Below are 25,867 nucleotides of genomic sequence, written 5' to 3'. Positions count from 1 at the left end.
CTCCCATAATGCCCGCAACCCCCGCCTGGCCACTGCAAAGCGCCGTCCGCCTCTTCGTCGAAACGCCGCTGTCGCAGGGTGCGGTGCTGACCATCGGCGGTCCGCAGGCGCATTATTTGCTGAACGTCATGCGGATGAAGGTCGGCACGGTCCTCAAATTGTTCGACGACGCGACCGGCGAATGGGCCGCAGAGGTCGTCGCCACCGCCAAACGCGATATCACGCTGGCGGTCACCACGCTCCTCCGCCCGCGCGAGCCGGTGCCCGATTTGTGGCTGGGCGCGGCCCCCATCCGCCGCGCGCGGTTCGATTTTCTGGCAGAAAAGGCCTGCGAACTCGGCGTCGCGCGGCTCACACCGGTGCTCACCCGCCGCGCCGTCGTCGACAAGGTCAAGCCCGAACGCCTCCGCCTCCAGATGATCGAGGCCGCCGAACAATGCGGACGCACCGCGCTGCCCCTGCTCGATCCCGAGACCGGCCTGGCCGACTGGCTGTCGAGGCTCGACGACCGCACGCTGTTCTTCGCCGACGAGACCGGCGGCGCGGCCGCTGCCGGGAGCTTCGCCGCGCATCCTGGCGCTGCCGCGATTCTGGTCGGTCCGGAGGGCGGCTTCGACGAGACCGAACGCGCGCTGGTCCGCGCCCACCCTCACGCCGTCGCCATCTCGCTCGGCCCGCGCATCCTGCGCGCGGAGACGGCGGGGATTGCGGCGATTGCCGCGTGGATGGCGGTTGCCGGCGACTGGCCCGCTATTTGATTCGCACGCGGAACTTCAGCTGGAAGCTGGTGTTCGCCGCAAATGTCCCGCCCGGTGCAAAGCGCAACGCGTTCACATTGGTGTCGTACCCCGCCGACGGCGTGTAGGCATAGGTCGATCCACCATTGTTCGAATAGGTCACCCCCGCGCCCGTCAGCGTCACCCCGCTGGTACCCGGCACGAACTCGAAGTTCGTGGTCAGCGGCCCCGCATCGTCGATGTCGCCGTTGTAATAGGTGAGCGTCGAAGCCAGCACATCGGTGATCGCCGGCAGGTCGGCGGTCGCGAGGTTCGAATCGTTCGAGTTGGTGACGGTCAGCGTGTAGATCAGGTCCGCGCCGGGAGTAAGCTTGGGGTTGGTCGTCCCGTTCTGCGGGTCGGACCATGGCGCGCTCGTTTTCGTCATGGTCAGCGTCGGCAGGCGGCAGAAGGCGACGGTCTGGATGCCGTACGCCTGCTGCCCGGTCGTGTTTTCGCCGGTCGTGAAGGGATAATTGCCGTAACGAAAGGTTGCGCTCCGGACCGGCTGGACGAAGCTGGCCGTCAGCGTGCCGGTGGCCGCATTGTTGGCGCTCGCACCCGTTCCGACGCCTTCGTTGGCGGTCTGGCTGAACGGCGTCGTCGCTGCGCCCAATGCCATCGACGAACTGGCGTTGGTCTTGGCACCCGCGCCGTTATCCGTGCTCCACGGCGTGACGATCGATGGCACATAGGTGCCGGCCGGCGACGTTCCCGACACGTACATCCAGTCGCGATACTGGTTGGCGGCGAAATCGATGTCATTGATCTGGACGGCCAGATCGCGAACGACGACGCCCGCACCGAAATCGAGCGTCGTCGCGACGACATTGGTTGCACCGGTTATGCTGGTCGTGCGCGCCCCGAAAATCGCACCGATGACCAGGTTATTGGTGACCGTGCCATCCGTGATCAGGTTGCCGATTGCAGGCACCGACACGCCGCCCACTGTGGTGTTCGGGGACGCCGTGCCGTTGACCGCGAAGCTGACGGTGAAACTCTGGCTCTGCCCCAAACCGTTGGTTGCCGTGTAGCTATAGGAGCTATCGTAGCGCAGCGTCGCGGCGGCTGCCGTCCCGAACGAAAAGCTGAAACGGTTCGCCGCCGGACAATCGGCAAGCGCGGGCATCGCCGAACCTGTCGCCAGCGCAAGCGTCAATAGTCGAACGGCAGTTCTCATCGATTGGCGTCTATCCGATACCGGCGCAAAAAACGTTAATGCGCGGCATCGCCCGATCGTCAACTATTGTTGCCGCGCTCCGTTGCATTTTGCCACTGGATAGGCCGGTTCGACATCGCTAGGGCGGCGGACATGAGCACGCGAACCGCCTCTGCCGCCGACGATCCCGTCATCGAATCGCGCGCCGACCTGCTTGAGGTTTTTGCCAAGGGCGAAAAGCCGCGCGACCGCTGGCGGATCGGTACCGAGCACGAGAAGTTCGTTTACTTCACCTCGGATCACCGCGCGCCGTCCTATGAGGAAAAGGGCGGCATCCACGCGCTGCTGATCGGCCTGACCCGCTATGGCTGGGAACCGGTGTACGAGGGCGACAACATCATCGCGCTGTCGGGCAGCGACGGCAGTGTCAGCCTCGAGCCTGCGGGCCAGTTCGAACTGTCGGGTGCGCCGCTCGAAAACCTCCACCAGACCTGCGCCGAAACCGGCCGTCACCTGACGCAAGTCAAGGAAGTCGGCGACATGCTCGGCCTCGGGTTCCTGGGGCTGGGCCTCTGGCCCGACAAACGCCGCGACGAACTGCCGATCATGCCCAAGGGGCGCTACAAGATCATGCTCGACCATATGCCGCGCGTCGGCAGCATGGGCCTCGACATGATGATGCGGACCTGCACCATCCAGACCAACCTCGACTATTCGAGCGAGGCCGACATGGTGAAGAAATTCCGCGTGTCGCTGGCGCTGCAACCGCTCGCGACCGCGCTGTTCGCCAATTCGCCGTTCCTCGAGGGCAAACCCAACGGGTTCCTCAGCTATCGCAGCCACATCTGGACCGACACCGACCCGCACCGCACCGGCATGCTGCCCTTCGTATTCGACGACGGGTTCGGGTACGAACGTTACGCCGATTATATGCTGAATGTGCCGATGTATTTCGTGTTTCGCGACGGCGGGTACGTCGATGCAGCGGGTCTCGACTTTAAGGATTTCCTGAGCGGGAACCTCAGTGTCCGCCCCGGCGAAAAGCCGACCAAGGACGACTGGAACGACCATCTCTCGACCGCTTTCCCCGAAGTACGGCTGAAGAGCTTCCTCGAAATGCGCGGTGCCGATGGCGGCCCGTGGAACACAATCTGTGCGCTTCCCGCCTTTTGGGTCGGCATCCTCTATGACCAGACCGCGCTCGATGCGGCGTATGATCTGGTCAAGGACTGGAGCATCGCCGAGCAACAGCAATTGCGCGACGACGTCCCGCGCCTCGCGCTCGATGCCCGCGCGCCGGGGGGACGGTCGCTGCACGATGTTGCGCGCGAGGTGATGAAAATCGCCGATGCGGGACTGAAGGCGCGCGCACGGCTCAACGGCGTCGGCGACAGCGAGCAGAGCTTCCTCAACCCGCTCCACGAAATCGTCGCGAGCGGCAAAGTGCCCGCGCAACGGTTGCTCGACAGATACCACGGCGAATGGGGCGGGGATTTGTCACGCATCTACGGCGAGATGAGTTTTTAGGAAGAAGGGGCTTCGACAAGCTCAGCCAAGTCGGTTGGAGAGGGCTGTTCTCATTCCGACTTGGCTGAGCTTGTCGAAGCCCCTTCTTCCTTCGGCCACAAGATTTCACCTGACATTCAGCAATCGTTGGCGCAAAATGCGACTGGTTTGGGAGAACCCGTGTGGTCAAGTCGCGTTTCGCCAGTGCAGCCGTCGCCTGCTCGCTGATCCTGTCGGGTTGCGGCGGTGGCGATAGCGGGGGCAGTACCGCGACGACGGGCTCCACCACGACCACGACGACAACCACGACCTCCGGCTGCTCGCTGCTCGAACGGCAGAACTGGGCGTTTTCGGTCCTCAACGAATGGTATCTCTTCCCTGAAACCCTGCCGGCCAGCCTCAACCCCGCCCCCTATGCCACCGTCACCGACTATATCGACGCATTGACCGCGACCGCGCGCAGCCAGAATCGCGACCGGTATTTCACCTATCTCACCTCGATCGCGTCGGAGAACGCGTTCTTCTCCTCGGGGTCGAGTGCCGGGTTCGGTTTCCGCGTCGCCAATGACGCGACCGCGCGCCGCAGTTTCATCATGGAATCTTTCGAAGGGACGGCGGCGCTCGCGGCGGGCATCGACCGCGGCGACGAAATCCTCGCTATCGGCGACACGCCGACGACCCTCCGCAACGTGACCGATATCATTTCAGCGGAGGGCGCAGCGGGCGTCACCAGTGCTTTCGGGCCGAGCACGGCCGGGGTCACCCGCACGCTGAAAGTTAGCGGTGCGGCGGGCACGCGGACGCTTACCATCGCCAAGACCGACTACACCCTGACTCCGGTGTCGTCGCGTTACGGCGCGCAAGTCATCACCGACGGGGGACTGCGCGTCGGTTATCTCAACCTGCGGACGTTCATTTCGACTGCCGATCCGGCGTTGCAGGCCGCGTTCAGCAATTTCCGCGCGCAGGGCATCACCAATTTCATCATCGATTTCCGCTACAATGGCGGCGGGCTGGTCTCGACGGCGGAACTGATGGGCGATCTGCTCGGCGGCAACCGGAACGCGTCGGACGTCTTTTCGCTGACGACCTTCCGCGCGTCCAAATCATCGCAGAATTCGACCCGCCGCTTCGCCCCGGGCAGCCAGTCCGTATCTCCGGTCAAGGTCGCCTTCATCGGCACGGGCGCGACCGCCTCCGCCAGCGAACTCGTCATCAATTCGTTCATTCCGTATCTCGGCACCAACATGGCGCTGGTCGGGGCCAACACCTACGGAAAGCCCGTCGGCCAGATCGCACTCGACCGCAGTGCCTGCGACGACCGTTTGCGGGTGGTGGCGTTTTCGACGCGCAATTCGGCCAATTCGGACAGCTATTTCACCGGGCTGGCGAGCACCGTGCCAGTGACGTGCAAGGCGACCGACGATTACACCAAGCCGCTCGGCGATGCGGCGGAGGGATCGACCCGCGCGGCGCTCGATTTCCTGCAAGGGCGGACGTGCACGGCGATTTCGGCGACGGATGGCAAGAACGTGGCGGCGCGCAGCCTGACGCCCGAGCCGAAGCTGGAAATGCTGACCCCCGCTGCGCCCAGTCCCGCCCAGCGCGAAGTGCCGGGAGCGTTTTGAGGTGATCGCTGTGAGGGGACTGTCCCCCCTTGGGGACTGTCCCCGGCGGTAAAAGGGACAGTCCCCGAGGGGGGACAGTCCCTGGCACCCGATTGGGAAAGCCTTCCCCCATCGGCGACAACCCACTACTGCGCTCCCTATGACCCGCACCCTCACCTGCGATCTCGCCATCACGGGCGGCGGCCTCGCGGGCGGGCTCCTCGCCTACGCACTCTCGGTCAAACGCCCCGACCTGAACGTCCGCCTGATCGAGCCCGAAACGCGGTTCGGCGGCAATCACGTCTGGTCGTTTTTTTCCGCCGATATCGCGCCCGAGGATCGCTGGATCGTCGAACCGTTTATCGATCACGAATGGGACGGATACGACGTCCGTTTCCCCAAACACCGGCGGCGCTTCGATACCGGCTATGCCTCGATCCGGTCGGAAAACTTCGACACGAAGCTGCGCACGCTGCTCCCTGCCGACTGGCCGGTGAAGGCGGGCGCGGTCGATCTGTCGCCGACGCGGGTGTCGCTCGATACGCAGGTTACCGTCGCGGCAACCGGCGTCATCGACGCGCGCGGGGCCGCCGACGGACGGTTCCTCGATGTCGGCTGGCAGAAGTTTTTGGGGCAGGAGCTGCAATTGTCCGCCCCGCACGGCCTGACCGCGCCGATCATCATGGACGCGAGCGTGCCCCAACTGGATGGCTATCGCTTCGTCTATGTCCTGCCCTTCGGCCTCGACCGCCTGTTTATCGAGGACACTTATTACAGCGATGGCGCCGCCATCGACCGCGACGAACTCGCACAGCGCATCGCCGATTACGCCAAGGCGCAGGGCTGGGATGTGACCGCCGTGCTCAGCGAAGAGAATGGCGCGCTACCGGTGACTCTCGGCGGCGATTTCGAGGGATATTGGGCTTCGGGTGGCGATGCTGCCAAAATCGGCATGCGCGCGGGCATGTTTCAGGCGGCGACCGGCTACTCCTTGCCGCTCGCGGTTCGCACTGCTGCAAAAATAGTTTCGATGCAGGACTTGTCGGGCGAGGTCCTAGCGCGCGAGCTGCACGCCTTTGCCGCTGCCGAGTGGCAGATCGGTAAATTCTACCGCCTTCTCAATCGGATGGCGTTCCGCGCCGCCGAGCCCGCCGAACGGTTTTTGATCTATCAGCGCTTCTACACGCTGCGTCCAAAGCTCATCGAACGCTTTTATGCGGGCAAATCGACCCTATTTGACAAGGCACGCATCTTGGCGGGGAAGCCGCCAGTCCCTATCGGACGTGCGTTGAAGGTTCTTCAGGAGACTTGAGTTGAAGCGCGCGGTAGTGATCGGGGCCGGTTTTGGCGGCCTCGCACTGGCAATCCGGCTGCAATCGGCCGGCATCGAAACCACCATAGTGGAAAAGCGCGATAAACCGGGCGGGCGCGGCTATCACTGGGTGAAAGACGGCTTCACCTTCGACGCGGGGCCGACGGTGATCACCGATCCCGATTGTCTCGAACAACTCTGGGCGCTGTCGGGGCGAAAGCTCAGCGACGACGTCACCCTGATGCCGGTGATGCCATTCTACCGGCTCAACTGGCCCGATGGCACGAATTTCGATTATTCGAACGACGAACCGGCGCTGAATGCCGAGATCGCCAAGCTGAACCCCGACGACGTCGCGGGCTATGCCAAGTTCCTCGAATATTCCGCAATGGTCTATCGCGAGGGCTATCTGAAGCTCGGCACCGTTGCCTTCCTCGATTTCAAATCGATGCTGACGTCGGCGCCCGCGCTGATGAAGGCACAGGCGTGGCGCAGCGTTTATTCGATGGTTTCGACGTTCGTGAAGAACGAGAAACTGCGCGAGGCACTCAGCTTCCACACCCTGCTCGTCGGCGGCAACCCGATGAAAACCAGCGCGATTTACGCGCTGATCCACAAGCTGGAAAAGGACGGCGGTGTCTGGTTCGCCAAGGGCGGCACCAACGCCCTGATCGCGGGGATGGTGACGCACTTCGAACGGCTGGGTGGCGTGCTGCGCCTTAACGATGCGGTCGCCGAGATCGAGACGCAGGGCGACAAGGTCACCGGCGTTCGCACCGAAAGCGGCTGGCGCACCGATACCGATGCGGTCGGGTCGAACGCCGACATCGTCCACAGCTACCGCGATCTGATGCCGTCGAACGCCCGCGCCCAGCGCGCGACCAAGGCGCTCACCCGCAAGAAATACTCGCCCTCGCTGTTCGTCGTGCATTTCGGGATCAAGGGCACTTGGCCGGGCATCCCGCACCACAATATCCTGTTCGGCCCGCGCTATCACGGGCTGCTCAAGGACATCTACGACCACGGCGTGCTAAGCGAAGATTTCAGCCTATACCTCCACCATCCGACCGTCACCGACCCGTCGATGGCGCCCGAGGGGTGCTCGACCTTCTACGCGCTCGCCCCCGTGCCGCACATGGGCAAATTCCCCGGCGACTGGGACGGCCATGTCGGCGAACGGTTCAAGGAAAGCATCCTCGACGAGATCGAAAAGCGGCTGATCCCCGACATCCGCAGCCGGATCATGACCGAGTTCTACTATGCCCCGACCGATTTCGGCCGCGACCTGAACGCGCATATGGGCAGCGCGTTCAGCCTCGAACCATTGCTGACCCAGTCGGCTTTCTTCCGCGTGCACAACCGCGACGACGCGATTCCGAACCTGTATTTCGTCGGCGCGGGCACGCATCCGGGGGCGGGGATTCCGGGTGTCGTGGGAAGTGCGAAGGCGACGGCGGCGTTGATGCTGGAGGATCTGAGGTGAGCACAGCTAAATCCTCCCCTGCGCGCAGACGCAGGGGAGGGGGACCATGCGAAGCATGGTGGAGGGGCGAGCCCCGTTCCAACAGCGTGCTCGGCGTTGCAAGTGCATCCGCCCCTCCACCACGCCCTACGGGCGCGGTCCCCCTCCCCCAAGTCTTCGCTTGGGGGAGGAATTGGTGAAGCGCCTCGCCGTCTATTGCGGCTCGGCCACCCCCGCCGACCCGGTCTATATCGAGGCCGCGCGCGCCGTCGGCCATGCACTGGCGACGCGCGGGATTGGCGTTGTGTACGGCGGCGGGCGGCTCGGGCTGATGGGCGCGGTCGCCGATGCGGCGCTGGCGGCAGGCGGTGAAGTGATCGGCATCATTCCGCAGGCGCTGGTCGATGCCGAAGTCGCGCATCGCGGCTGCACTGAGCTGCGCGTCGTGTCGGGGATGCACGAGCGCAAGGCGCTGTTCACCGATCTGTCCGACGGCTTCGTCACGCTCCCCGGCGGGGTCGGGACGATGGACGAATTGTGGGAAGCGATCAGCTGGGCGCAATTGGGCTATCACGAAAAACCTGTGGGCGTGCTCAATGTGGGCGGCTTTTACGACGGGCTGATCGCGTTCAACGCGCATATGATCGAGGTGGGTTTTATCCGGCCGCAACATGCCGGAATCATGATTGCGGACCGCGATCTGGACGCGCTGCTCGACCGGATGGCGGCGTATGAGCCGCACGACACGATCTTCAAGATGACGGCGGCGCAGCTCTAATGGATCGCGCCGCCATTGTCGCGGCGGCGGCGGAGTCGATTGCCAGGGGTTCCAAATCTTTCGCGGTCGCCTCCAAACTCTTCGACCGCACCACCCGCGAACGCGCCTGGCTGCTCTACAGCTGGTGCCGCCGCTGCGACGACCTCGCCGACGGGCAGGATCATGGCGGCGAGCGGCAGGTCGTCGTCGATCCGATGGCGCGGCTCGGCACGATCCGCTTCCTCACCGACGCCGCGCTCGACGGACAGGAGACCGGCGACGCAGCGTTCGATGCGCTCGGCATCGTCGCGCGCGAATGCAAAATCCCGCGCCGCTTCATCGACGACCACATCGCCGGGTTCGCGCTCGATGCCGAGGACTGGTCGCCGCGCAGCGAGGACGATCTGCTCCGCTATTGCTATCATGTCGCGGGCGTCGTCGGCTGCATGATGGCGGTGGTGATGGGCGTCGATCCGGCGGACGACGAAACGCTCGACCGCGCCTGCGACCTCGGCCTCGCTTTCCAGCTTGCCAATATCGCGCGCGACATCAGCGAGGACGATGCCGTCGGGCGTTGCTACCTGCCGCTCGACTGGCTGGTCGAAGCCGACATCCCCCCCGGCGAGCACATGCGCCCGCATTACCGCAGCCGCCTGGCCGACATGGCGTGGTGGCTGGCGAATATGGTCGGCGAGTATGAGGCGTCGGCGCGGGTCGGCGCGGCGCGGCTCCCCTTCCGCGCGCGCTGGGCAGTGCTGGCGGCAGCCGGCATCTATGGCGATATCGCGCGCAAGGTCGACGCGCTCGATCAGGCGGCGTGGGACCACCGCGTCATCACGACAGGCGGCGAAAAGGCGGGCTGGGTCGCGCGCGCCTTCGGTCAGGCGCTGGTCAACCGCCCGAAGGCCGTCAGCCGCGACGGCCTGTGGCAGCGGCCCCGATAGCGGCGACTATATTGCGGCCTTCATGGCTGCGTAGAGCGACCAGCGCGCCGACGGGATCGCGGGCCTGCAATTCACCCAAGTCTTCCGGCTTCACCCGCGCCAGCATCCGTCCCGCAGGGGTCCGTGCGATGACGGCGGCGACTGACGCCTGCCCCTTGGTCATCGTCATAGTGTAGCTCTCGACCACACCTTCGCCGTCACCCGATAAAGGGGCTGGCAGGTCGGTCGCGTGCAGGTCGCGCTGCGCGTCGGCGCTCGAAACCGGTTGCCAATCCTCGGGCGGTGACGCCGAATAGACCCCGACCGCCGCCTTGCTCAGGAACCCGCCGTTCGCCAGCACCAGCCCGTATGCGCCCGGCTCGTCCCGCAGCCGCTCCACCATCGTGGCGATCGCATGCAGCGAGTAACTGTTCCCCGGCCCACCGAAGAACGGCAGCCCGCCGGTCACCGTTGTCGCGCGCACCACCGGATCGATCCCCAATGCCTCGGCCCCAAGTTCCACCGCGCAGGGGAAACAGCTATAGAGATCGAGCTGTGCCATCTCCGCCGCCGTCCTGCCGGACGCGGCCAGCGCGAGCGCCACCGCGCCCTCGAACACGCGCGACCGCGACAAATCGGGCCGCTGCATGACCGGCGCGTCGGCCAGTTCGGCATGGCCGTGGAGGAACACGAACTTTGCCGGATCGATCCCGCGCGCCGTCGCTTCGCCCACCGTCGTCACCACCACCGCCGCGCCCTGGTTCACCGCATCCTGCGCGACGTGCCATTTGAGATAGGGGTCGGCGACGGCATAATTGTCCGCGCTTTCGGTGGCGAGAAAGTCCGCCGATCGCGCCGCCGGAAACTGCGAATAGGGATTACCCGCCGCGACGTCCGACATCGGTGCCAGCACCGCCGCCATCCGCGCCCGCCACGCCGCCCGGTCGAACCCCCGCCGTGCCCGCAAGGCGTGCTCGAACACCGGGTAGGTCGTGACCGGCATCCCCAGCCCATTGGCGATCTCGTACGGGGTCAACAGCATCGCGCCGGTCCCGCGATCCTCGAAATCGCCGTCGGCGCTGTCCGCCCAGTCGAGCGCTATCCCCGCCCGTATCGCCAGCTTCGCCGCCGCCGTCGCCTCGCCGCTCGCGATCAACACCGCCCGCGCCGCGCCGCCATGGACCAGCGCTGCCGCTTCCGCGACCAGCGCCTGAGGCTGATCGCCGCCCGTCACCGAATAGACATGGGCGGCCCCCGATATCCCCAGCCGCGCCGCGACCGTCCCCGGCGGATTGGCACAACGCCCGAACGGCCCGCCGCCGCTCGATAGCGAATCGGCCATCGTGCGGATAACGACTACCCGGTCGATCGCCGCCGCCATGCCCGCCACCCCGGTATCGTCCAGCGCCGCCGTCCCGCCACGCACCGCCATGCCGATGGGGCTGGGCGCATTCGCCACGGCCCCGCCCGCCCAAGGATCGACGGCTTGCCCGACCCCGACGAGCACGGGGGTGTGCGGATCGATCACGCCGTCGCCGGGGCCAGTTGCCGCCGCAGCAAGACTTTCAGCACGATGAACACCAGCCCCGCCACCCCTGCGCATGCTGCATGGATCAGCCAGAATTGCGTGACAGGCATAATCTCCAGCCATCCGCCGATATAGCCGACCGCCGAATTACCCGCGAAAAACGCGAGGTAATACAGCCCGATCACCGTCGCGTTGATGCTCTTGGGTGCCAGCCGCGCAAACAGCGCGAGGCTGACCGGCAGCAGATTGGCGAAACCGATCGAGTTCAGGACATGGAACATCACCGGCCAGAACAGCCCGATCTTGCCGCCCGCCGGTTGCGTCGCCGCCGCCATGACGAGGCACAGTGCACCCGCCAGCGAGAACGCCGAGCCGATGATCATCTTGCCCAGCTCGTCGGGCTCGCGGTGGCGCTTGCCGTACCAGCGCCAGAACAGCGCGACGATGGCGAGAAAGCTGACCGACACCACCGCATCGAGTGTCACCAGCCATGTCGTCGGCAGCGTCGTCCCGCCGAACTTGAGGTCGAAATTGGCGTCGCCCCAGACCAGATAGGCGTTGAAAATCTGGTTATTGGGCACGATCGCAATCGCCATCACCGGGATAAGGAACAGCAAGGCGATCAGCGCGCTCCAGTCGTTGCTGCTCAACCCGATCTTCGGCGTCGCAATGGTCGCGCGCGGTTGCTCGGGCGGCAAATATTTTTGCCCCGACAGATAGATAACCAACCCGATCAGCATCCCGACCCCTGCCGCGCCGAAGCCCCAATGCCAGCCGAGCTTCTCGCCAAGGGTGCCGACGATCAGCGGCGAAGCAATCACACCGGCGTTGATGCCGAGATAGAAAATCTGGAACGCGTCCGCGCGCCGCAAGTCCTCGGGCTTGTACAGCGCACCGACCTGGCTCGCGATATTGCCCTTGAACAGCCCGACCCCGATGACGAGCGCGAGCAAGGCGAACAGGAACAGCGGTTCGCTCGCCATCATAAAATGCCCCGCCGACATCGTCAGCGCGCCGATCAGCACCGTAATCCGCTTGCCCAGCCAGCGGTCTGCGATCAGGCCGCCCGCAATCGGCGTCAGATAGACAAGCGCGAAATAGCCGCCGGTGATCGCACTCGCCAGCGGCTGTCCGTCCATCCCGCCGAAAAACGCGCGGACATGCTCGAAGCCGATGACACGGGCGATGCGGTCGGGCTCGAGCAGATATTTGACCATGTACAGCGCGAGCAGCGCCTGCATGCCGTAATAGCTGAACCGCTCCCACGCCTCGGTAAAGGCGAGATACCACAACCCCGGCGGGTGGCCGAAGAAGTCTTTGCGCTCGGTCAAGTTTTCAGGGGCGGGCGCAGTGGTGTCGGCGATTGTCATGCAGCAAATTGTTCTTTCTCAGCTGAACAGCCAGTGACCGAGCAGGCGGTCGAACGGAAAGGTGAAGAACCCCGCGACCAGCAGCGCGCCCGTCACCATTCCGCGCACCGAACTGCGGTGCTGGCGGACATTGTGGGTGCGCGCGCTCCATACGATCAGCGGCACCTGAAACAATGTCCACAGCGACAGGATATGGATGAAGCTGAACCCGCCGTGGTTGATGTCGCGGATGAAGAAACTGCTAGCCGCCGTCGCCAGCATCGCCACCACCCACACCCAGCCGAGTTGCCGGTGCAGGGTATCGCCGCGCCGCCGCAACAGCATCACCGGGGTCAGCGCGACCGCAATGACAATCGTCAACAGGTGCGGCCACACCATCGCCGGGATCATCCCCCATTGTGCCCGCCCCTTGGCCACCGCGACCACTATGCACGCGAGCAGGACCACCGCGCCGACCGACAGCACGCGCTCGAACGGGTCGGGCGTCAGCGGCTTGCCATAGGGCGCGCGCTTCGGCTTTTCGATGATCGTGGCCACCCACACCTCCGGCTTGGCTGAGCTTGTCGAAGCCCCTTCTTTCCTTTTGCCCTTAGCCGGTAGAAAAGAAAGCCCTTCGACAAGCTCAGGGAAGTCGGAACATGAGATTGCGCCTCGCTTTTGCTGCGGCCCTTGCCGTCGCCACCCCGGCCCTCGCAACCCCCTCCACCGACCTTAAGGCGTTGATCGACGCGCATTGGGACTGGGCGATGAGCGAAAGCCCGACCTATGCCTCGGCGCTCGGCGACCGGCGCGGCGACGGCAAGCTCGGCGATATCAGCCTCGCCGCAGCCGACCGCTCCGCGGCGCGCGCCGACGCGTTCGCCAAGCAACTCGCCGCCATCCCCGACACTGGCCTGTCCGCATCCGAACGCACCGACAAGGCGATCCTGCTGCGGATGCTGACCGAGCAGGTCGAGGGCAATGGCTTCGGCCAGCGGATGATGCTGTTCACCACCTATGCCGGCTGGCACCAGAATTTCGCGGGGCTGGGCGAAAATTCGCCGTTCAATACGGTCGCCGATTACGGCAGCTATCTCGCGCGCCTCGCCGCCTATCCCGCGCTCAATGGCGAGGCGATGAAGATCACGCGGGCAGCGGTGGCGGCGGGCTACGCACAACCCTGCGCGGTGCTCGGCAATGTCGAGGCATCGATCACCGGCCTGATCGCGCCGAAGGTCGAGGCGTCGCGCTTCTACAAACCCTTCCTCGGCAACGCGCCCCAGGGGATGGCCTCCGCAGACTGGACCGCGATGAAGGCGCGCGCGGCCACGCTGATCCGCGACACGGTCGAACCCGAATACCGCAAGTTCGCGGAGTATTACGCCAAGGACTATAAGCCCAAATGCCGCGCCACCGTCGGCATTTCGGCGACGCCGCAGGGCGAGGCGTACTACGCGCTGCAGGTCCGCATCCACACCACCACGAACCTGACACCCGACGCGATCCACAATATCGGCCTGTCCGAAGTCGCGCGTATCCGCGCCGAAATGGATGCGGTGGCGAAAGGCGCGGGCTTCCCCGACCGCGCGGTCTATGTCCGCGAACTCCGCACCAACCCCAAATATTTCGCGAAAACACCCAACGAGCTGCTCGCCGCTGCCGCGCGTCAGGCCAAGACCATCGACGGCCTGATGCCGCGCCTGTTCGGCAAACTCCCGCGGCTTCCCTATGGCCTGCGCCCGATCCCGGCCGAAACCGCGGAGGGCACGACCACGGCCTATTACAACCCCGGCTCGCCGCCTGCGGGCATTGCCGGCTTCTACTACGTCAACACGTCGAAGCTCGACCAGCGCCCCTTGTGGGAACTCCCCGCGCTGACCGCGCATGAGGCGGTCCCGGGCCACCACAACCAGATCGCGCTGCAACAGGAAATGGACCTGCCGAAGTTCCGCCGCTACCTCGCCGGGTTCACGGCCTACACGGAAGGGTGGGGCCTCTACAGCGAACACCTCGGCATCGAGCTCGGCCTCTACGATACGCCCGAAAAGAACATGGGGCGCTTGAGCTACGAAATGTGGCGCGCCTGCCGCCTGGTCGTCGACACCGGCCTGCATTCGAAGGGCTGGACCAAGGCACAGGCGGTCACCTTCATGCGCGACAACACCGCGCTGACCGATGCGAATATCGACGCGGAGGTCAACCGCTACATCTCATGGCCGGGGCAGGCGCTGGGCTACAAGCTGGGCGAACTGAAACTGAAGGAACTGCGTGCGCGGGCCGAAAAGGCGCTGGGGCCGAAGTTCGATGTGCGGGCGTTTCATGACGCGGTGCTGTCATCGGGCGCGGTGCCGCTCGATGTGCTGGAGGCGAATGTGGCGGCGTGGGTGGCAGCTAGCCGTTAGGTTTCTATTGCTGTGCAAGCACTGGCTTGCACACAAGCGAGCTTCGCCTTATCTTTTAGCCGAGGAGCCGCCACGATGACCGCAACAGCCCGACGCAATCAGACTGCCATCACTATCCGCAGCGCGCGTGCAGCCGAACGACTCGCCCTGTTGACCCGTGACGGCCGCAGTCAGGCGAGCGTCGTTGAGGAAGCGCTGGACCGGATGCCGCTGCCCGCGGTTGCGGATCGCGCACGAATCCGTGAGGAAATCCGCCTGCTGCTGGCCAGAGTACCGAAAGGGACTTACCCGACGATGCAGGAAATAGACGCCGAGATGTATGATGAGAATGGCATGCCACGGTGATCGTCGACACGTCGGCACTTGCGGCAATAGTGTTCGACGAGCGCGGCGCAGATGCGCTGCTCGATGCGTTATTGAGTGAGCGCGGCCTGCTTCCCGCACCGGCACAAACCGAATTTCAGCGCGTCGCGGCCCTGCGCGGTGCAGGCTTCGACGATATTGCGAGCGATCTGCTCGGCAAGCTCGAAGAGGCCGGACTTGAAGTCATCCCCTATGATCGCACCCATGCCGCCATCGCTGCGCGCGCCCACGGCGCATATGGCAAGGGTAACGGTACCGGCGGGCAGCTCAACCTGCTCGACCTGATGGTCTACGCCGTCGCCAAGGATCGCGAGCTGCCGATCCTGTTTACCGGCAGGGATTTCACGAGCACCGATGCGGCGGTACATCCGGCAAGTCGGACTGACGGGTAGCGACAAGTTTTCGGTCGTTCGACACCAAGATTGCCCTGCCCAAGAGCTGCCATTCATGGCAACAGCATCGAATGCCTAAGTTCTACACCGTCGATGTCTTTACGAACCAACGTTTTGGCGGAAATCCTCTGGCCGTGGTTATGGATGCAGAAGGGTTGGATCAAACCGTAATGCAGGCGGTCTCGGCCGAGTTCAATTTGAGCGAAACGACGTTTGTTCTGCCTCCCGTCGATCCCGCGAACACGGCGCGAGTCCGCATCTTCAACCGCACGGCTGAAATGCCGTTCGCTGGGCATCCGATGGTCGGCACTGCCTTCGTTCTCGCGGGCATGCAACCAGAGCTGATCGACGCTGTTTTCGAAGTTCCCGCCGGACTCGTTCGTGTCAGGATCGACCGAGACGACGATGGTGCTCCCCTTGCTGCTACGATTGCCGCCCCGCAGCCGCTTAGCGTTGCAGGGACGGTTGCACCTGATGTCATCGCCAAGGTGTTGGGTCTCGATCTTACCGACATCGTGACCTCAACGCACTCGCCGACCATTGCATCAAACGGCAACTCGTTCGTGATTGCGGAAATATCTCGCGACGCTCTTGGGCGCTGCGCCCCCGATCTCGATGCTTTCCGCGCTGCTCGTTCCAGTCATCCCCAAATGGGAGGCCGTTTCGCCGTCCATGTTTATTCCAAGGATGGGCGCACCATTCGCGCGAGGATGTTCGCACCACTTTCAGGGACTTGGGAAGACCCGGCGACAGGTAGCGCGAATGCTCCTCTTGCCTGCCTGCTGCTGTCATTCGAACCTGGGGTCGATTCTGCACAATTCGAGATTCACCAAGGCGTCGAAATGGGGCGGCCAAGCCTGTTGCACGTCGAGGCACGCCGCTCCGCACAAGGCATCGTGGCAACGCTGGGCGGCTCGTGCGTCTCCGTAATGGAAGGTCAAATCAGCGTTTGAATGAATGGCTTTCGCCTCGTTCATTTCGAAAGCCGACGTTCCGGACTCCACAGCACTACGGTCGTCCACCGACGCTCGTCGGCCGTCTAATAAAGATTCTACCTTGCCGCGCCGCTGGGAGAATTTGGATCGCCCGAAACCACTGTCCTACACGCCGATCATCTGTCATCCGCGAGTCGCGGCCTGCTCTTTGGCAGACATGCCTGGCTCTTTGTCGCGTCGACTTTCGCTGCCGCTAAGGCGCAGCTTCGCAATTGGCGTACACGGGTTCGCTCGTCGGCGTTGAAAATTACAAGTTCGCGGCACGGGCGATCGTCGCGGACAACACGTTTCAGGTGTGACCTTTGTGACCTTTGGCGGATTTCCGCCATTCCGGCACGACCCGCATGCCGCGCAGCCTTACCGGTTCGGCGCGCTGCTCTCCACCGCGTCTTGCTGTCGCTGGCGTTTCGCGTCGCGCATCTGTTGCGCCCAGCAGCCGGTCCAGCCGCCTGCGCCGACGGCCGAACAACTCCCCGTGCCGGTCGCCGACCCGGCGTTCAGTGTGTCGTTCGCCTTGGCGGCCCAGCTCTGGTTTTCGGGTGTGATCAGGATGGGCGTCCGCAGCTCCTTGGGGATGCGATAGCGTTCGCCCTCGGGCCGCCGCGTGCACACGACGATCTGCTCGCCGCTCGCATTGGTCGGGCATTTGTCGTTGCCGTACAGCACCAGCACCCGGTCAGTCTGTTGCGCCAGCGCCGGGGTGCCGAGCATCGGCGCAGCGAGGGTGGAGATGCCCAGGGCGATTGCGAACAGCTTTTTCATGGGAACCTTTCTCTCACGGCACGCATGAACGCACGATTGCCGATTTGGTCGCGCTTGACCAGACTCAGATGCGTTTCGATGCCGCAATCGCGACACGGCAGCCGAGCCGGATCGCGGCGGTCATCAGCGGATAGGCGGGCGCGCGCTCGGCCCCTGCCGCCATCGCCGTCGCCTTGTGCTCGACTTCGTCGGCGCGGAAATCGGCGATGGCCTCCGACAATTCGGGGTCACTGTCGCCCAGCGCCTCCAGCTGTTCGCCGTAATGATTGTCGATCTCGGTCTCGATTGCCGCCGTACACGCCATCGCCGCCTCCGGCCCGATCAGCGCGGTCGCCATGCCCAGCCCATAGCCCGCGATGTTCCAGAACGGCTGGAGCAGGGTCGGTCGCACGCCGCGCCGGGCGATCATCGCGTCGAAATGCTTGCGGTGGCGCTCCTCCTGGCTCGCCATTGCGGCAATCGCACGCGCGGCGGGGGTGCGCGTCCCCATGATCGCCAGCTGCCCGGCATAGATGCGCGTCGCGCCATATTCGCCCGCCTGGTCGACGCGGATCATCGATTCGGTATCGGGATTCATCGCGCTTTCCTGACCATTGCCAGCACCGCCAGGCCGCCCAATATCGAAAAGATCGCGTTGAACCCGGCGAGCGATATGGGCCCCAGCGTCCATTGCGGCATGTCGCAGCGGATCAGCGGCGCGCGCATGATATCGTCGAGGCTCGCCCCCGCTGCCGTCGACGAGCATGGCGGCCCCGCCCACCAGTGGTATTCGACCCCGGCGTGGAACACGCCGGTGGCGCCCGAGGTCAGGATGGCCAATGCGGCGAGCGCAACAGCCACGTTCCGCGCCGGGGGCTTGGTCGCAAAGCCGAGCAGCGCCAGCGCAATCGCAGCATAATGCGGCCAGCGCTGCCAGTGGCACATCTCGCACGGGTAGAGTCCGCCGAGGTACTGCGACCCCAGCGCCCCCGCCATCAACAGCGCGGGGACGGCAAGCGCGAGAATATTGGCACGGGCAAGCGACGTCACCGGCGCGCCGCCACCTTGGTGGGAGCGGGCAGGCTCGCCAGCCGCGCGATCGACTTCAGCGCATAGTCGAGCTGGAAGTCGCTGATGCCCTTGGCCTTCAACTGCTCCGCCGTCATCGCAAAGCGCGGGTCGGGCTTGCTGTCGTCCTCGAGCACCGAATTGTCGACCTTGGCCTCGTTGATCAGGTGGCGGCGCAGATCGGCTTCGCGGAAGCGCGGCCGCGTCTTGTAATCGGCGTCGGACAGTTGCGGCACCTTGATGTCGGGCTCGATCCCGCCTTCCTGCACGCTGCGGCCCGACGGGGTGTAGTAACGCGCAGTGGTCAGCCGCAGCGCCGTCGTGTCGTCGAGCGGGATCAGCGTCTGCACCGACCCCTTGCCGAAACTGCGCTCGCCCATAACGAGGCCGCGGTGGTTGTCCTGCAAGGCACCCGCGACGATTTCCGCCGCCGAGGCCGAGCCGCTATCGACCAGCACCACCACCGGCAGGCCGTGTGCCGCGTCGCCGGGCTTGGCAAAATAGCGTTCGATATCGCCCTTCGCGCGGCCGCGTTGCGACACGATCTCGCCGCGTTCGAGGAACTGGTCGCTCACCGAAATCGCCTCGTCGAGCAACCCGCCGGGGTTCGAGCGCAGATCGACGACATAGCCGAGCGGCTGATGCCCCAGCGCCTTGTCGATGCCCATCAGCGCGGCGCGCACGCCCATGCCGGTGTTCTTCGAAAAGGCGTTGATGTTGATATAGCCGACCTGACCCTTCACTTCCCATTTCACCGGCTTCAGCTCGATGACTTCGCGGGTCAGCGTCACGTCGAACGGCTTGTCGCGACCGCTGCGGACCACCGTCAGCTTGATCTGCGTGCCGGGCTTGCCGCGCATCTGCTCGACCGCCTCGTCCAGTGTGCCGCCGAAGATCAGATTGCCGTTCAGGTGCGTGATGAAATCGCCCGCCTTGATCCCCGCCTTGTACGCGGGGGTATCCTCGGTCGGCGTCACCACCTTGACCGCGCCGTCCTCCATGGTGACGGTCAGGCCGAGACCCCCGTAATTGCCGTCGGTCTGCGTCCGCATCTGCGCGAAATCGCGCGTGTCGAGATAGCCCGAATGCGGGTCGAGGCTCGCTAGCATCCCGTCGATCGCGCCCTTGATCAGCTTCTTGTCGTCGGTCTTGTCGACATAGTCTGCGCGCACCCGCTCGAACACCGCCATAAAAGCGTCGAGTTCCTTATAGGTCGAGTTATCGACCGCTGCGAAGGTCGCCGTGGTGGCCGGGATGAGAGCAAGCGCGGAAACCGAGATCAGCGCGCGAAGGGGGAAACGGGGCATGGATTGTCCTTGGGAAGTTGCGCCCAAGATAGCGTGTCGCGGGGCTGCGTAAAGCTATCCCGCCAGTTTCGCGATATCGACCGGTGTCCCGCGACGGCGCAGCTCGACCGTCACCGTCGGGCGGTCGGGGCCGGCGCGGCCGACGGGCGCGCCCGGATCTACGCTGTCGCCAACCTTGACGTCGAGCGCGGCAAGGCTGGTCAGCAACGTCGTCCATCCCAGCCCATGGTCGATGACGACGATATTGCCATAGCCGCGAAACGGTCCGGCAAAAACGATGCGCCCGCTGGTGGGTGCCACAACCTGCGCCCCGGCACGTGTCGCGATGGTCAGGCCGCGCGCCCGAACCCCGGCGTCGGACACTTCGCCCAGACCTGTAACGACCTGCCCGACGACCGGCAGGCGATAGGCCGGAATGGCTGTACTCGCGACTGCCGTATCGCTGGGCAAGGCGCGCGCCGCCGAGGGTTGTGCCGGACGCAGGATCGGGCCGGGCAGGCTTTCGAGCCGCGCACGTATCGCGTCGGCGTCTTCGATCCGCCCCATCAATTCGCCGATGTCACGCGCTTCCTCGCCCATGGCGATGGCGCGGTCCTGTTCGGCCATCGCGCCGCTGGCAAAGCGCGACGATTCGGCGCGTTTACGGGCCTCGAGCGCGGCCAGCTGCTGGCGCTGGGCGATCAGGCGGTTCTGCGCGCCGCGCTCTTCGGCCAGCGCGGCATCGGCGGCAAGGCGCAGCTGCCGCCCTCGTTCGACGTCGGCACGCAAGTCCGCCGTGCGGGCGCGGACGACGGGCAAAACCGAGGCGAAAACGGCATGGACATGGACCATGTCGCGGATCGAGCCCGGCTGGACCAGAGCGAGCGCAGGCGGCTTGCGTGCCATCGTCTGCAACGCGGCGACCAGACGAACGGTCGGCCCCTGCTTTTCCGCAAGCCGCGCGCGCTGGCCGGCGCGCAGCTGCTCGACCACGGCAATGCGCGCTTCCGCCGTATCGATATCGGCTTCGGCGGACTGGATGCGGGCGGCGACGGCGGCAGCAGAAGCGCGGATTTTAGCGGCTTCGTCGCTGGCGGCGCTGGCCGCCGATTCGAGTCGTGTGGCGCGCTCGGCGGCGCTGCGGGCGGCGCGTTGCGCCCGGTCGAGTGCGGCGCGTTCGGTGGCGATATCCTGCGCGACGACCCCAGCCGCCATCAGGGCGGACAGAGCGACGGCAAGGGCAATTCTCAACTGGCGGCCCCGATCAGTCTGCCGAACTTGGCCTCATAGGCAGGGATATCGCCCGCACCCAGCAGCCGGGCCTGCTCGACCCAATTGTCGCGGGCGACCCGCCCGGCAAAGTCGCCCAGCCGCTCGTCGACGGCCGCAATGTCCGTCGCCGACCACGCGGCAATCTGGTCGTAATGGGTAATGCCCATGTGGATCAGCATGCGCGCGAGCTTGGGGCCGATCCCCTTGATCTGCAACAGATCGTCGGGATGGACATCGGGGTCGAGCCGGACCTCGAAAGGGAGCGGCGGAAAGGAAGCGCCCGCGACACCGCCGGTCGGTGAAGGTTGCAGGGTCCGGGCCAGCGTCTGCGTTGCTTTCTGGCCGATCTCTATCCGCGGCAGCTCGACATGGCGACGCGAACTCAGGATCCAGAAGCCGGTCGCGGCCCCGATTGCGGCAGCGATCGCAAACACGACCCAATAGGCGGAGATCAGATCGACCATATGAAACCCATTAACACCCGAAACAACCGAACGCACGACCCGCGCTCAGTCGATCATTTCGCCCATTTTCCAGATCAGCCACGAAGATGCCAGCCCCAGCAGGTAAGCAACCATCGCAAGTCCGAACACTTCGACCCACAAGTCCAAGATCACGCTGGAGCCCCCCCTACTAGCTGGTCGTGCCGGACATCGTCAGTACCCGACCGAAAACCCGTGCGGAGGGGCACCAGCCGCACCGCTGTCGGCTGCCCAGCGTACATCGGCAACACCGGGTACATTCCGCGAGATGGCGAGGGCCAGCCGCCGGTCGCGTTCGGCAAGCGGGCCGGATAGCACCACGATGCGGCGCATAGCCGGCTCGTTCTGGACTTCGACCTCGACACGGTCGAGCTGTCGCGCGTCGAGAGTTGTGCGGACGCGGTGTTGCAACTGGTCCACATAACGGCGTCCCGAACCCATCGGGCCGAAGACCATCGCCGTGAACAGGACCGTCAGGCAGCAGCCCGCGATCAATTTAATAATATCATGCCGGTTCACATGCGCCCCAATCTTAACATTCGCTGCAAACGACGTTACAATTGGCGCTAAGTAACCTATTCGTATTGGATGTAAAGTGGACCGACACTTACAGAAAGAATTTACAATTGTTGGCGGTCCAGCTCGCGCCAACCAATATCGGTCCGCCAATAGCCGTCGATGAAATCGATTTCCGCAAGTGCTGCATAAGCGTTGTCGCGCGCCGCCCTCAGCGATGTGCCAGTACCGGTGGCCGCCAGGACGCGCCCCCCGGATGCGACCAGGCCTTCTGTTGTCGCCCGAACACCTGCCATAAAAACCAGCGTGCCATCGGTTGGGCTCAGCCTGCCAAGGACAGATCCGCCCAATGACGGAGCTGCAGGATATCCGCGCGCGGCAAGAACAACGGTAAGCGCTACGTTGGAGTCGAATGTTAGCGAACTGACATCGTCCAGTTTTCCCGTCGCGGCGGCCAGCATCAGGGCGGCAAGATCGCCGGTGAAACGGGGAAGCAATACTTGTGTTTCGGGGTCGCCGAAGCGGGCGTTGTACTCGATCAGTTGCGGCCCTTTGTCCGTCAACATCAGCCCGGCAAAGAGCACGCCCACAAAGGGGGTGCCGCGCGCGGCCATTGCCGCCACCGTAGGCCGCACGATTTCGTCCATCGCCCGGGCTTCGAGCTCGGGGGTCAGCACCGTTGCCGGGCTATAGGCGCCCATCCCTCCCGTATTGGGACCGGTGTCGCCTTCGCCGATGCGCTTGTGGTCCTGCGCCGTACCGAAGGGGATAACGGTCGTGCCGTCGGTAATGGCAAACAGGCTGACTTCCTCGCCGGTCAGAAACTCCTCGATCACAACGGCCTCGCCCGCCACGCCGAAGCTGCCGCCGAACATGTCGTCGAGCGCGGCTTCGGCTTCGGCGGTCGTGTCGGCGATCACCACGCCTTTGCCGGCGGCCAGCCCGTCAGCCTTGATGACGACCGGCAAGCCGAATCCGGCAAGCCCTGCGCGCGCGGCTTCCTTGTCGTGGTAGCGTACGTAGGCCGCGGTCGGAATCTTCGCCGCCGCGCACAAATCCTTGGTAAATCCCTTCGAACCCTCCAGCTTTGCCGCCGCGCAGCTCGGACCGAAGCAGGGGATGCCTGCCATGTTCAGGCTGTCGGCGATCCCGTCGACCAGCGGGGCTTCGGGGCCGACGACGACGAGTCCGATGAGGTGACTGCGGCAGAAGCCGATGACGGCCCCGTGATCGGTCGGGTCGAGCGCAACCAGTTCGGCGTGCTGCGCGATGCCGGGGTTGCCGGGCGCGGCATAGAGCGTATCGCAAGTCGCCGATTGCGCCAGCTTCCACGCCAGCGCATGTTCGCGTCCGCCCCCGCCCAGCAGCAGGATGTTCATGCCCGACCCCCAAGAATTGGAAAACAGCGCGCTGCTAGCCGACAGCGGCCCCGGCGACAATTCCGCGCCGTTCAGCGTGACCGAATTGTCCGGAAGGCTGAAACGCCATGTCGAGGACGGCTTCGGCCATGTGCGGGTCCGTGGCGAGATCTCGGGGTGGAAGCGGGTGGCGTCGGGCCATTGCTATATGGCGCTGAAGGACGATGGCGCGGCGCTCGACGGCGTGATGTGGAAAATGTCCGCCGCGCGGCTGGCGTTCGCGCCGGCCGACGGGGTCGAGGTCGTCGCGACCGGCAAGCTGACCACCTACCCGGGGCGTTCCAAATACCAGATCATTATCGACCGGATGGAGCTGGCCGGCGAAGGCGCGATGCTGGCGCTGCTCGAAAAGCTCAAAGCAAAGCTGGCGGGAGAGGGGCTGTTCGATGCAAACCGCAAACGACCCTTGCCCTATCTACCGCGCGTGATCGGTGTCGTTACCTCGCCGACCGGCGCGGTGATCCGTGACATCCTGCATCGGCTGGCCGACCGGTTCCCGGTGCAGGTCGTCGTCTGGCCGGTCTTGGTGCAAGGTAACGGTGCCGCCGAACAGGTCGCCCGCGCTGTGCGCGGATTTTCGGATATGGCGGGCGGCCCGGCGCCGCGTCCCGATCTGGTCATCGTTGCGCGCGGCGGCGGATCGGTCGAGGATTTATGGAGCTTCAACGACGAGGCGGTGGTGCGCGCTGTTGCGGCCTGCACCATTCCCGTCATCTCGGCGGTCGGGCACGAGACCGATACCACATTGTGCGACTTTGCTGCCGATGTCCGCGCGCCAACGCCGACAGCGGCCGCCGAAATGGCTGTGCCGGTGCGGCGCGAATTGCTGGCCAATGTCGAGGCGCTCGCCACGCGAAGCCTCCGCATCGTTCACCGTTACCGCGAGCGCGGCGGCGAGCGGCTGGCGGCGGTTGCGGTACGGATGCCCGACGCCGAGACCCTGCTTGCGAGCCAGCGCCAGCGCACCGACGACCTCGGCGAGCGGCTCAGGCGGGGTCTCGCCAAATCGCTGGCCGACGCGCGCGGCGACCTCGCCCATGCCTCGGGTGCGCTGCGCCCGCCGTTGCTTGCCGCGCGGCTCGCGAAGTCGGGCGCACAACTCCGGGCCGTCCGTCTCGATCCTCGCCTTGTCGCCCGCCCGCTCGCCGACGCGCGCGACCGCATCGACCGGCTGTGGCGGATCGCCGATTCGCTCAACCCCGATGCCGTCCTCAAACGCGGCTATGCCCGGGTGGAAAACCGCACCGGCGCTTCGGTCACGACGACCGGAGTCGCACGCCGGGAAGGGGCGCTGGCGCTGGTCTTTGCCGACGGGCGGATCGATGTCCATGTCGATGGCGGCGGTCCCCGGCCTGCGGCGAGAGCAGCCCGGACCGCGCCCGAACAGGCGAGCTTCCTCTAGCGAAAAAATGCCATCGGCGCTAAATGGCGTTCGATGTTGATGTCCCCCTCGGGCCGCCTCGCGCGGCTGCACTATATGGCCAATGGCTTTCGCGTCCTCGTGCAGGGCGATCATGTCCTTTGCGCGGTCAGCGGCGAACGGATCCTGCTCGACGATCTGCGCTATTGGAGCGTCGCGAAACAGCAAGCCTATGCCAGCGCTGCGATCTCGACGGCGGCGCTGAGCGCGTGACGCGGCTCGGCGCGGGCGCGTTCGCGGCTTCGGTCGCGGTGCTGGCGGGCAGTTGCATCGCGCCGGTGCCGCGTGAGGCGACGGCCGCCGCAGCCCCTGCGCCACCGCCGATGCATGTCGCCCCGCCGCCCCGCACACCCGAGGTCCGCAGCGGCCCGATCGTGCTGACCGGCGTCGCGGTGCAGGGCGGCATCATGCTCGGCCAGCTCGCGCCCGGCACGCTGAACCTGACGCTCGACGGACAGCCGGTGCGTGTCGCGCCCGATGGCAGGTTCATCATCGGCTTCAACAGCGACGCCGCCCCTACCGCGATGCTGCGCGCGACAGCCCGCGACGGACGCGGCGTCGAGCTGCCGCTCAAGGTCGAGCCGCGCGCCTGGCGGGTCGAAACGATCGCGGGCTTGCCGCGCTTTGCCCAGCCTTCCGCCGAATTCGCGCGACTGCGACCGCCCGAACTCGCCCAGATCAATGCTGCAAGGCGGATCGACGGTGGCGCTGACGGATGGCGGCAACGCTTCATCTGGCCGGTAAAGGGGCGCATCTCGGGCCTGTTCGGGTCGAGCCGCGTCTATGCCAATGGCGAAAAGGGCGCGCCGCATTCGGGTGTGGATGTCGCGCGCCCGACCGGCACACCGGTTGTCGCGCCCGCCGACGGTGTCGTCACCCTCGCCGCCGCCCAGCCTTTCACGCTCGAGGGCAAAATCCTGATGATCGACCATGGCATGGGGCTGAACAGCGCTTTCCTCCATCTCTCGCGCCATGACGTGAAGGTCGGCGACCGCGTGCGGCAGGGGCAGGTGGTCGGGGCGGTCGGCATGACCGGCCGTGCCTCGGGTCCGCACCTTCACTGGGGCATGAAATGGCTCGACCGCCGCATCGACCCGCTGTTGCTGGCGGGACCGCAATAACGGGCTTGCCGA

The 25,867-nt window shown here is 65.3% G+C and carries 26 protein-coding genes; 14 read left to right on the top strand and 12 right to left on the bottom strand.

Annotation, left to right across the window (positions count from 1 at the left end; translation table 11 throughout):
- The first annotated feature begins 8 nt into the window (after positions 1–8).
- Positions 9–758 (top strand): 16S rRNA (uracil(1498)-N(3))-methyltransferase, encoded by a 750-nt coding sequence (locus M0209_RS12780; RefSeq protein WP_258888648.1) that lies wholly within the window; start codon positions 9–11, stop codon positions 756–758.
- Here M0209_RS12780 and M0209_RS12775 read toward each other — a convergent pair.
- Complete coding sequence (locus M0209_RS12775; protein WP_258888647.1) at positions 751–1,956, bottom strand: hypothetical protein; 1,206 nt, start codon at positions 1,954–1,956, stop codon at positions 751–753. The two genes, M0209_RS12780 and M0209_RS12775, sit on opposite strands and share 8 nt — an antisense overlap.
- Positions 1,957–2,088: 132 nt before the next feature.
- Between M0209_RS12775 and M0209_RS12770 the strand changes: the two genes are divergently transcribed.
- The 6 genes from M0209_RS12770 (at position 2,089) to M0209_RS12745 (ending at position 9,523) form a co-directional block, all read left to right on the top strand.
- The gene (locus tag M0209_RS12770) at positions 2,089–3,462 is read left to right on the top strand and encodes a glutamate--cysteine ligase (protein WP_258888646.1); all 1,374 of its coding nucleotides are present in this window, start codon (positions 2,089–2,091) and stop codon (positions 3,460–3,462) included.
- Between the two features lie 161 nt (positions 3,463–3,623).
- Positions 3,624–5,069, top strand: coding sequence for a S41 family peptidase (locus M0209_RS12765; RefSeq protein WP_258888645.1), 1,446 nt, complete (start codon positions 3,624–3,626; stop codon positions 5,067–5,069).
- Between the two features lie 139 nt (positions 5,070–5,208).
- Entirely contained in the window at positions 5,209–6,360 is a 1,152-nt protein-coding gene (gene crtY, locus M0209_RS12760) for a lycopene beta-cyclase CrtY (RefSeq protein WP_258888644.1), read from the top strand.
- A 1-nt stretch (position 6,361) separates the two neighbouring features.
- Positions 6,362–7,843 (top strand): phytoene desaturase, encoded by a 1,482-nt coding sequence (locus M0209_RS12755; protein ID WP_258888643.1) that lies wholly within the window; start codon positions 6,362–6,364, stop codon positions 7,841–7,843.
- A gap of 175 nt (positions 7,844–8,018) precedes the next feature.
- Positions 8,019–8,600 (top strand): TIGR00730 family Rossman fold protein, encoded by a 582-nt coding sequence (locus tag M0209_RS12750; RefSeq protein ID WP_258888642.1) that lies wholly within the window; start codon positions 8,019–8,021, stop codon positions 8,598–8,600.
- The gene (locus tag M0209_RS12745; RefSeq protein WP_258888641.1) at positions 8,600–9,523 is read left to right on the top strand and encodes a phytoene/squalene synthase family protein; all 924 of its coding nucleotides are present in this window, start codon (positions 8,600–8,602) and stop codon (positions 9,521–9,523) included. Before M0209_RS12750 ends, M0209_RS12745 begins: the two co-directional genes overlap by 1 nt.
- On the opposite strand, the gene M0209_RS12740 is transcribed toward M0209_RS12745, so the two are convergent.
- Genes M0209_RS12740 through M0209_RS12730 form a run of 3 tightly spaced genes read right to left on the bottom strand, consistent with a single transcriptional unit; the run spans position 9,489 to position 12,937 of the window.
- Entirely contained in the window at positions 9,489–11,030 is a 1,542-nt protein-coding gene (locus M0209_RS12740) for a hypothetical protein (protein ID WP_258888640.1), read from the bottom strand. The two genes, M0209_RS12745 and M0209_RS12740, sit on opposite strands and share 35 nt — an antisense overlap.
- Complete coding sequence (locus M0209_RS12735) at positions 11,027–12,400, bottom strand: peptide MFS transporter (RefSeq protein ID WP_258888639.1); 1,374 nt, start codon at positions 12,398–12,400, stop codon at positions 11,027–11,029. The genes M0209_RS12740 and M0209_RS12735 overlap by 4 nt, the downstream gene beginning before the upstream one ends.
- Positions 12,401–12,418: 18 nt before the next feature.
- Positions 12,419–12,937, bottom strand: coding sequence for a DUF2306 domain-containing protein (locus tag M0209_RS12730; RefSeq protein WP_258888638.1), 519 nt, complete (start codon positions 12,935–12,937; stop codon positions 12,419–12,421).
- 101 nt (positions 12,938–13,038) lie between these two features.
- On the opposite strand from M0209_RS12730, the gene M0209_RS12725 reads away from it, so the two are divergent.
- The 4 genes from M0209_RS12725 to M0209_RS12710 all read left to right on the top strand — a co-directional run bounded on the left by M0209_RS12725 (position 13,039) and on the right by M0209_RS12710 (position 16,489).
- The gene (locus M0209_RS12725; RefSeq protein ID WP_258888637.1) at positions 13,039–14,781 is read left to right on the top strand and encodes a DUF885 family protein; all 1,743 of its coding nucleotides are present in this window, start codon (positions 13,039–13,041) and stop codon (positions 14,779–14,781) included.
- A 75-nt stretch (positions 14,782–14,856) separates the two neighbouring features.
- Positions 14,857–15,126 (top strand): hypothetical protein, encoded by a 270-nt coding sequence (locus M0209_RS12720; RefSeq protein ID WP_258888636.1) that lies wholly within the window; start codon positions 14,857–14,859, stop codon positions 15,124–15,126.
- Entirely contained in the window at positions 15,123–15,536 is a 414-nt protein-coding gene (locus M0209_RS12715; RefSeq protein WP_258888635.1) for a type II toxin-antitoxin system VapC family toxin, read from the top strand. Before M0209_RS12720 ends, M0209_RS12715 begins: the two co-directional genes overlap by 4 nt.
- A 71-nt stretch (positions 15,537–15,607) precedes the next feature.
- On the top strand, positions 15,608–16,489 hold the full coding sequence (locus tag M0209_RS12710) for a PhzF family phenazine biosynthesis protein (RefSeq protein ID WP_258888634.1): 882 nt from the start codon (positions 15,608–15,610) through the stop codon (positions 16,487–16,489).
- A gap of 399 nt (positions 16,490–16,888) precedes the next feature.
- Here M0209_RS12710 and M0209_RS12705 read toward each other — a convergent pair whose 3' ends face one another.
- From M0209_RS12705 to purD, 8 genes are all read right to left on the bottom strand, one after another.
- Positions 16,889–17,293, bottom strand: coding sequence for a hypothetical protein (locus M0209_RS12705; RefSeq protein WP_258888633.1), 405 nt, complete (start codon positions 17,291–17,293; stop codon positions 16,889–16,891).
- Between the two features lie 64 nt (positions 17,294–17,357).
- The gene (locus M0209_RS12700) at positions 17,358–17,870 is read right to left on the bottom strand and encodes a demethoxyubiquinone hydroxylase family protein (protein ID WP_258888632.1); all 513 of its coding nucleotides are present in this window, start codon (positions 17,868–17,870) and stop codon (positions 17,358–17,360) included.
- Positions 17,867–18,322: a disulfide bond formation protein B gene (locus M0209_RS12695; RefSeq protein ID WP_258888631.1), complete on the bottom strand. Its 456-nt coding sequence runs from the start codon at positions 18,320–18,322 to the stop codon at positions 17,867–17,869. The genes M0209_RS12700 and M0209_RS12695 overlap by 4 nt, the downstream gene beginning before the upstream one ends.
- Positions 18,319–19,647: a S41 family peptidase gene (locus M0209_RS12690; RefSeq protein ID WP_258888630.1), complete on the bottom strand. Its 1,329-nt coding sequence runs from the start codon at positions 19,645–19,647 to the stop codon at positions 18,319–18,321. The genes M0209_RS12695 and M0209_RS12690 overlap by 4 nt, the downstream gene beginning before the upstream one ends.
- Before the next feature lie 54 nt (positions 19,648–19,701).
- Positions 19,702–20,841: a murein hydrolase activator EnvC gene (locus M0209_RS12685; RefSeq protein ID WP_258888629.1), complete on the bottom strand. Its 1,140-nt coding sequence runs from the start codon at positions 20,839–20,841 to the stop codon at positions 19,702–19,704.
- 32 nt (positions 20,842–20,873) lie between these two features.
- Positions 20,874–21,362 carry a helix-hairpin-helix domain-containing protein gene (locus M0209_RS12680; protein ID WP_258888628.1) on the bottom strand — a complete coding sequence of 163 codons (489 nt, stop codon included), beginning with the start codon at positions 21,360–21,362 and terminating at the stop codon, positions 20,874–20,876.
- Positions 21,363–21,554: 192 nt separating this feature from the next.
- Positions 21,555–21,875 (bottom strand): BON domain-containing protein, encoded by a 321-nt coding sequence (locus tag M0209_RS12675; protein WP_258888627.1) that lies wholly within the window; start codon positions 21,873–21,875, stop codon positions 21,555–21,557.
- Between the two features lie 125 nt (positions 21,876–22,000).
- Positions 22,001–23,275 (bottom strand): phosphoribosylamine--glycine ligase, encoded by a 1,275-nt coding sequence (purD, locus tag M0209_RS12670; RefSeq protein WP_258888626.1) that lies wholly within the window; start codon positions 23,273–23,275, stop codon positions 22,001–22,003.
- Between purD and xseA the strand changes: the two genes are divergently transcribed.
- The 3 genes from xseA to M0209_RS12655 are packed head-to-tail and all read left to right on the top strand — an operon-like array spanning position 23,274 to position 25,855.
- Complete coding sequence (xseA, locus tag M0209_RS12665) at positions 23,274–24,716, top strand: exodeoxyribonuclease VII large subunit (protein WP_258888625.1); 1,443 nt, start codon at positions 23,274–23,276, stop codon at positions 24,714–24,716. The genes purD and xseA overlap by 2 nt on opposite strands.
- Before the next feature lie 33 nt (positions 24,717–24,749).
- On the top strand, positions 24,750–24,947 hold the full coding sequence (locus M0209_RS12660; RefSeq protein WP_258888624.1) for a DUF2093 domain-containing protein: 198 nt from the start codon (positions 24,750–24,752) through the stop codon (positions 24,945–24,947).
- The gene (locus tag M0209_RS12655) at positions 24,944–25,855 is read left to right on the top strand and encodes a M23 family metallopeptidase (RefSeq protein ID WP_258888623.1); all 912 of its coding nucleotides are present in this window, start codon (positions 24,944–24,946) and stop codon (positions 25,853–25,855) included. Before M0209_RS12660 ends, M0209_RS12655 begins: the two co-directional genes overlap by 4 nt.
- The last annotated feature ends 12 nt before the right edge of the window (positions 25,856–25,867 follow it).

Origin of the sequence: Sphingomonas sp. SUN039 (genome assembly GCF_024758725.1) — a bacterium.
Lineage (GTDB): Bacteria > Pseudomonadota > Alphaproteobacteria > Sphingomonadales > Sphingomonadaceae > Sphingomonas_O.
Note: the sequence above shows the minus strand (reverse complement) of the source record. Positions and strands in the feature narration are given on the sequence as shown.

Bases quoted from the DNA above. Each gene is read 5' to 3' on its own strand.
- purD (WP_258888626.1), bottom strand. From the start codon at position 23,275: ATGAACATCCTGCTGCTGGGCGGGGGCGGACGCGAACATGCGCTGGCG.
- M0209_RS12690 (WP_258888630.1), bottom strand. From the start codon at position 19,647: ATGCCCCGTTTCCCCCTTCGCGCGCTGATCTCGGTTTCCGCGCTTGCT.
- M0209_RS12685 (WP_258888629.1), bottom strand. From the start codon at position 20,841: ATGGCGGCTGGGGTCGTCGCGCAGGATATCGCCACCGAACGCGCCGCA.
- crtY (WP_258888644.1), top strand. From the start codon at position 5,209: ATGACCCGCACCCTCACCTGCGATCTCGCCATCACGGGCGGCGGCCTC.
- M0209_RS12735 (WP_258888639.1), bottom strand. From the start codon at position 12,400: ATGACAATCGCCGACACCACTGCGCCCGCCCCTGAAAACTTGACCGAG.
- M0209_RS12770 (WP_258888646.1), top strand. From the start codon at position 2,089: ATGAGCACGCGAACCGCCTCTGCCGCCGACGATCCCGTCATCGAATCG.
- M0209_RS12660 (WP_258888624.1), top strand. From the start codon at position 24,750: ATGTTGATGTCCCCCTCGGGCCGCCTCGCGCGGCTGCACTATATGGCC.
- M0209_RS12725 (WP_258888637.1), top strand. From the start codon at position 13,039: ATGAGATTGCGCCTCGCTTTTGCTGCGGCCCTTGCCGTCGCCACCCCG.
- M0209_RS12700 (WP_258888632.1), bottom strand. From the start codon at position 17,870: ATGAATCCCGATACCGAATCGATGATCCGCGTCGACCAGGCGGGCGAA.
- M0209_RS12705 (WP_258888633.1), bottom strand. From the start codon at position 17,293: ATGAAAAAGCTGTTCGCAATCGCCCTGGGCATCTCCACCCTCGCTGCG.
- M0209_RS12775 (WP_258888647.1), bottom strand. From the start codon at position 1,956: ATGAGAACTGCCGTTCGACTATTGACGCTTGCGCTGGCGACAGGTTCG.
- M0209_RS12680 (WP_258888628.1), bottom strand. From the start codon at position 21,362: ATGGTCGATCTGATCTCCGCCTATTGGGTCGTGTTTGCGATCGCTGCC.
- M0209_RS12710 (WP_258888634.1), top strand. From the start codon at position 15,608: ATGCCTAAGTTCTACACCGTCGATGTCTTTACGAACCAACGTTTTGGC.
- M0209_RS12745 (WP_258888641.1), top strand. From the start codon at position 8,600: ATGGATCGCGCCGCCATTGTCGCGGCGGCGGCGGAGTCGATTGCCAGG.
- xseA (WP_258888625.1), top strand. From the start codon at position 23,274: ATGCCCGACCCCCAAGAATTGGAAAACAGCGCGCTGCTAGCCGACAGC.
- M0209_RS12780 (WP_258888648.1), top strand. From the start codon at position 9: ATGCCCGCAACCCCCGCCTGGCCACTGCAAAGCGCCGTCCGCCTCTTC.
- M0209_RS12720 (WP_258888636.1), top strand. From the start codon at position 14,857: ATGACCGCAACAGCCCGACGCAATCAGACTGCCATCACTATCCGCAGC.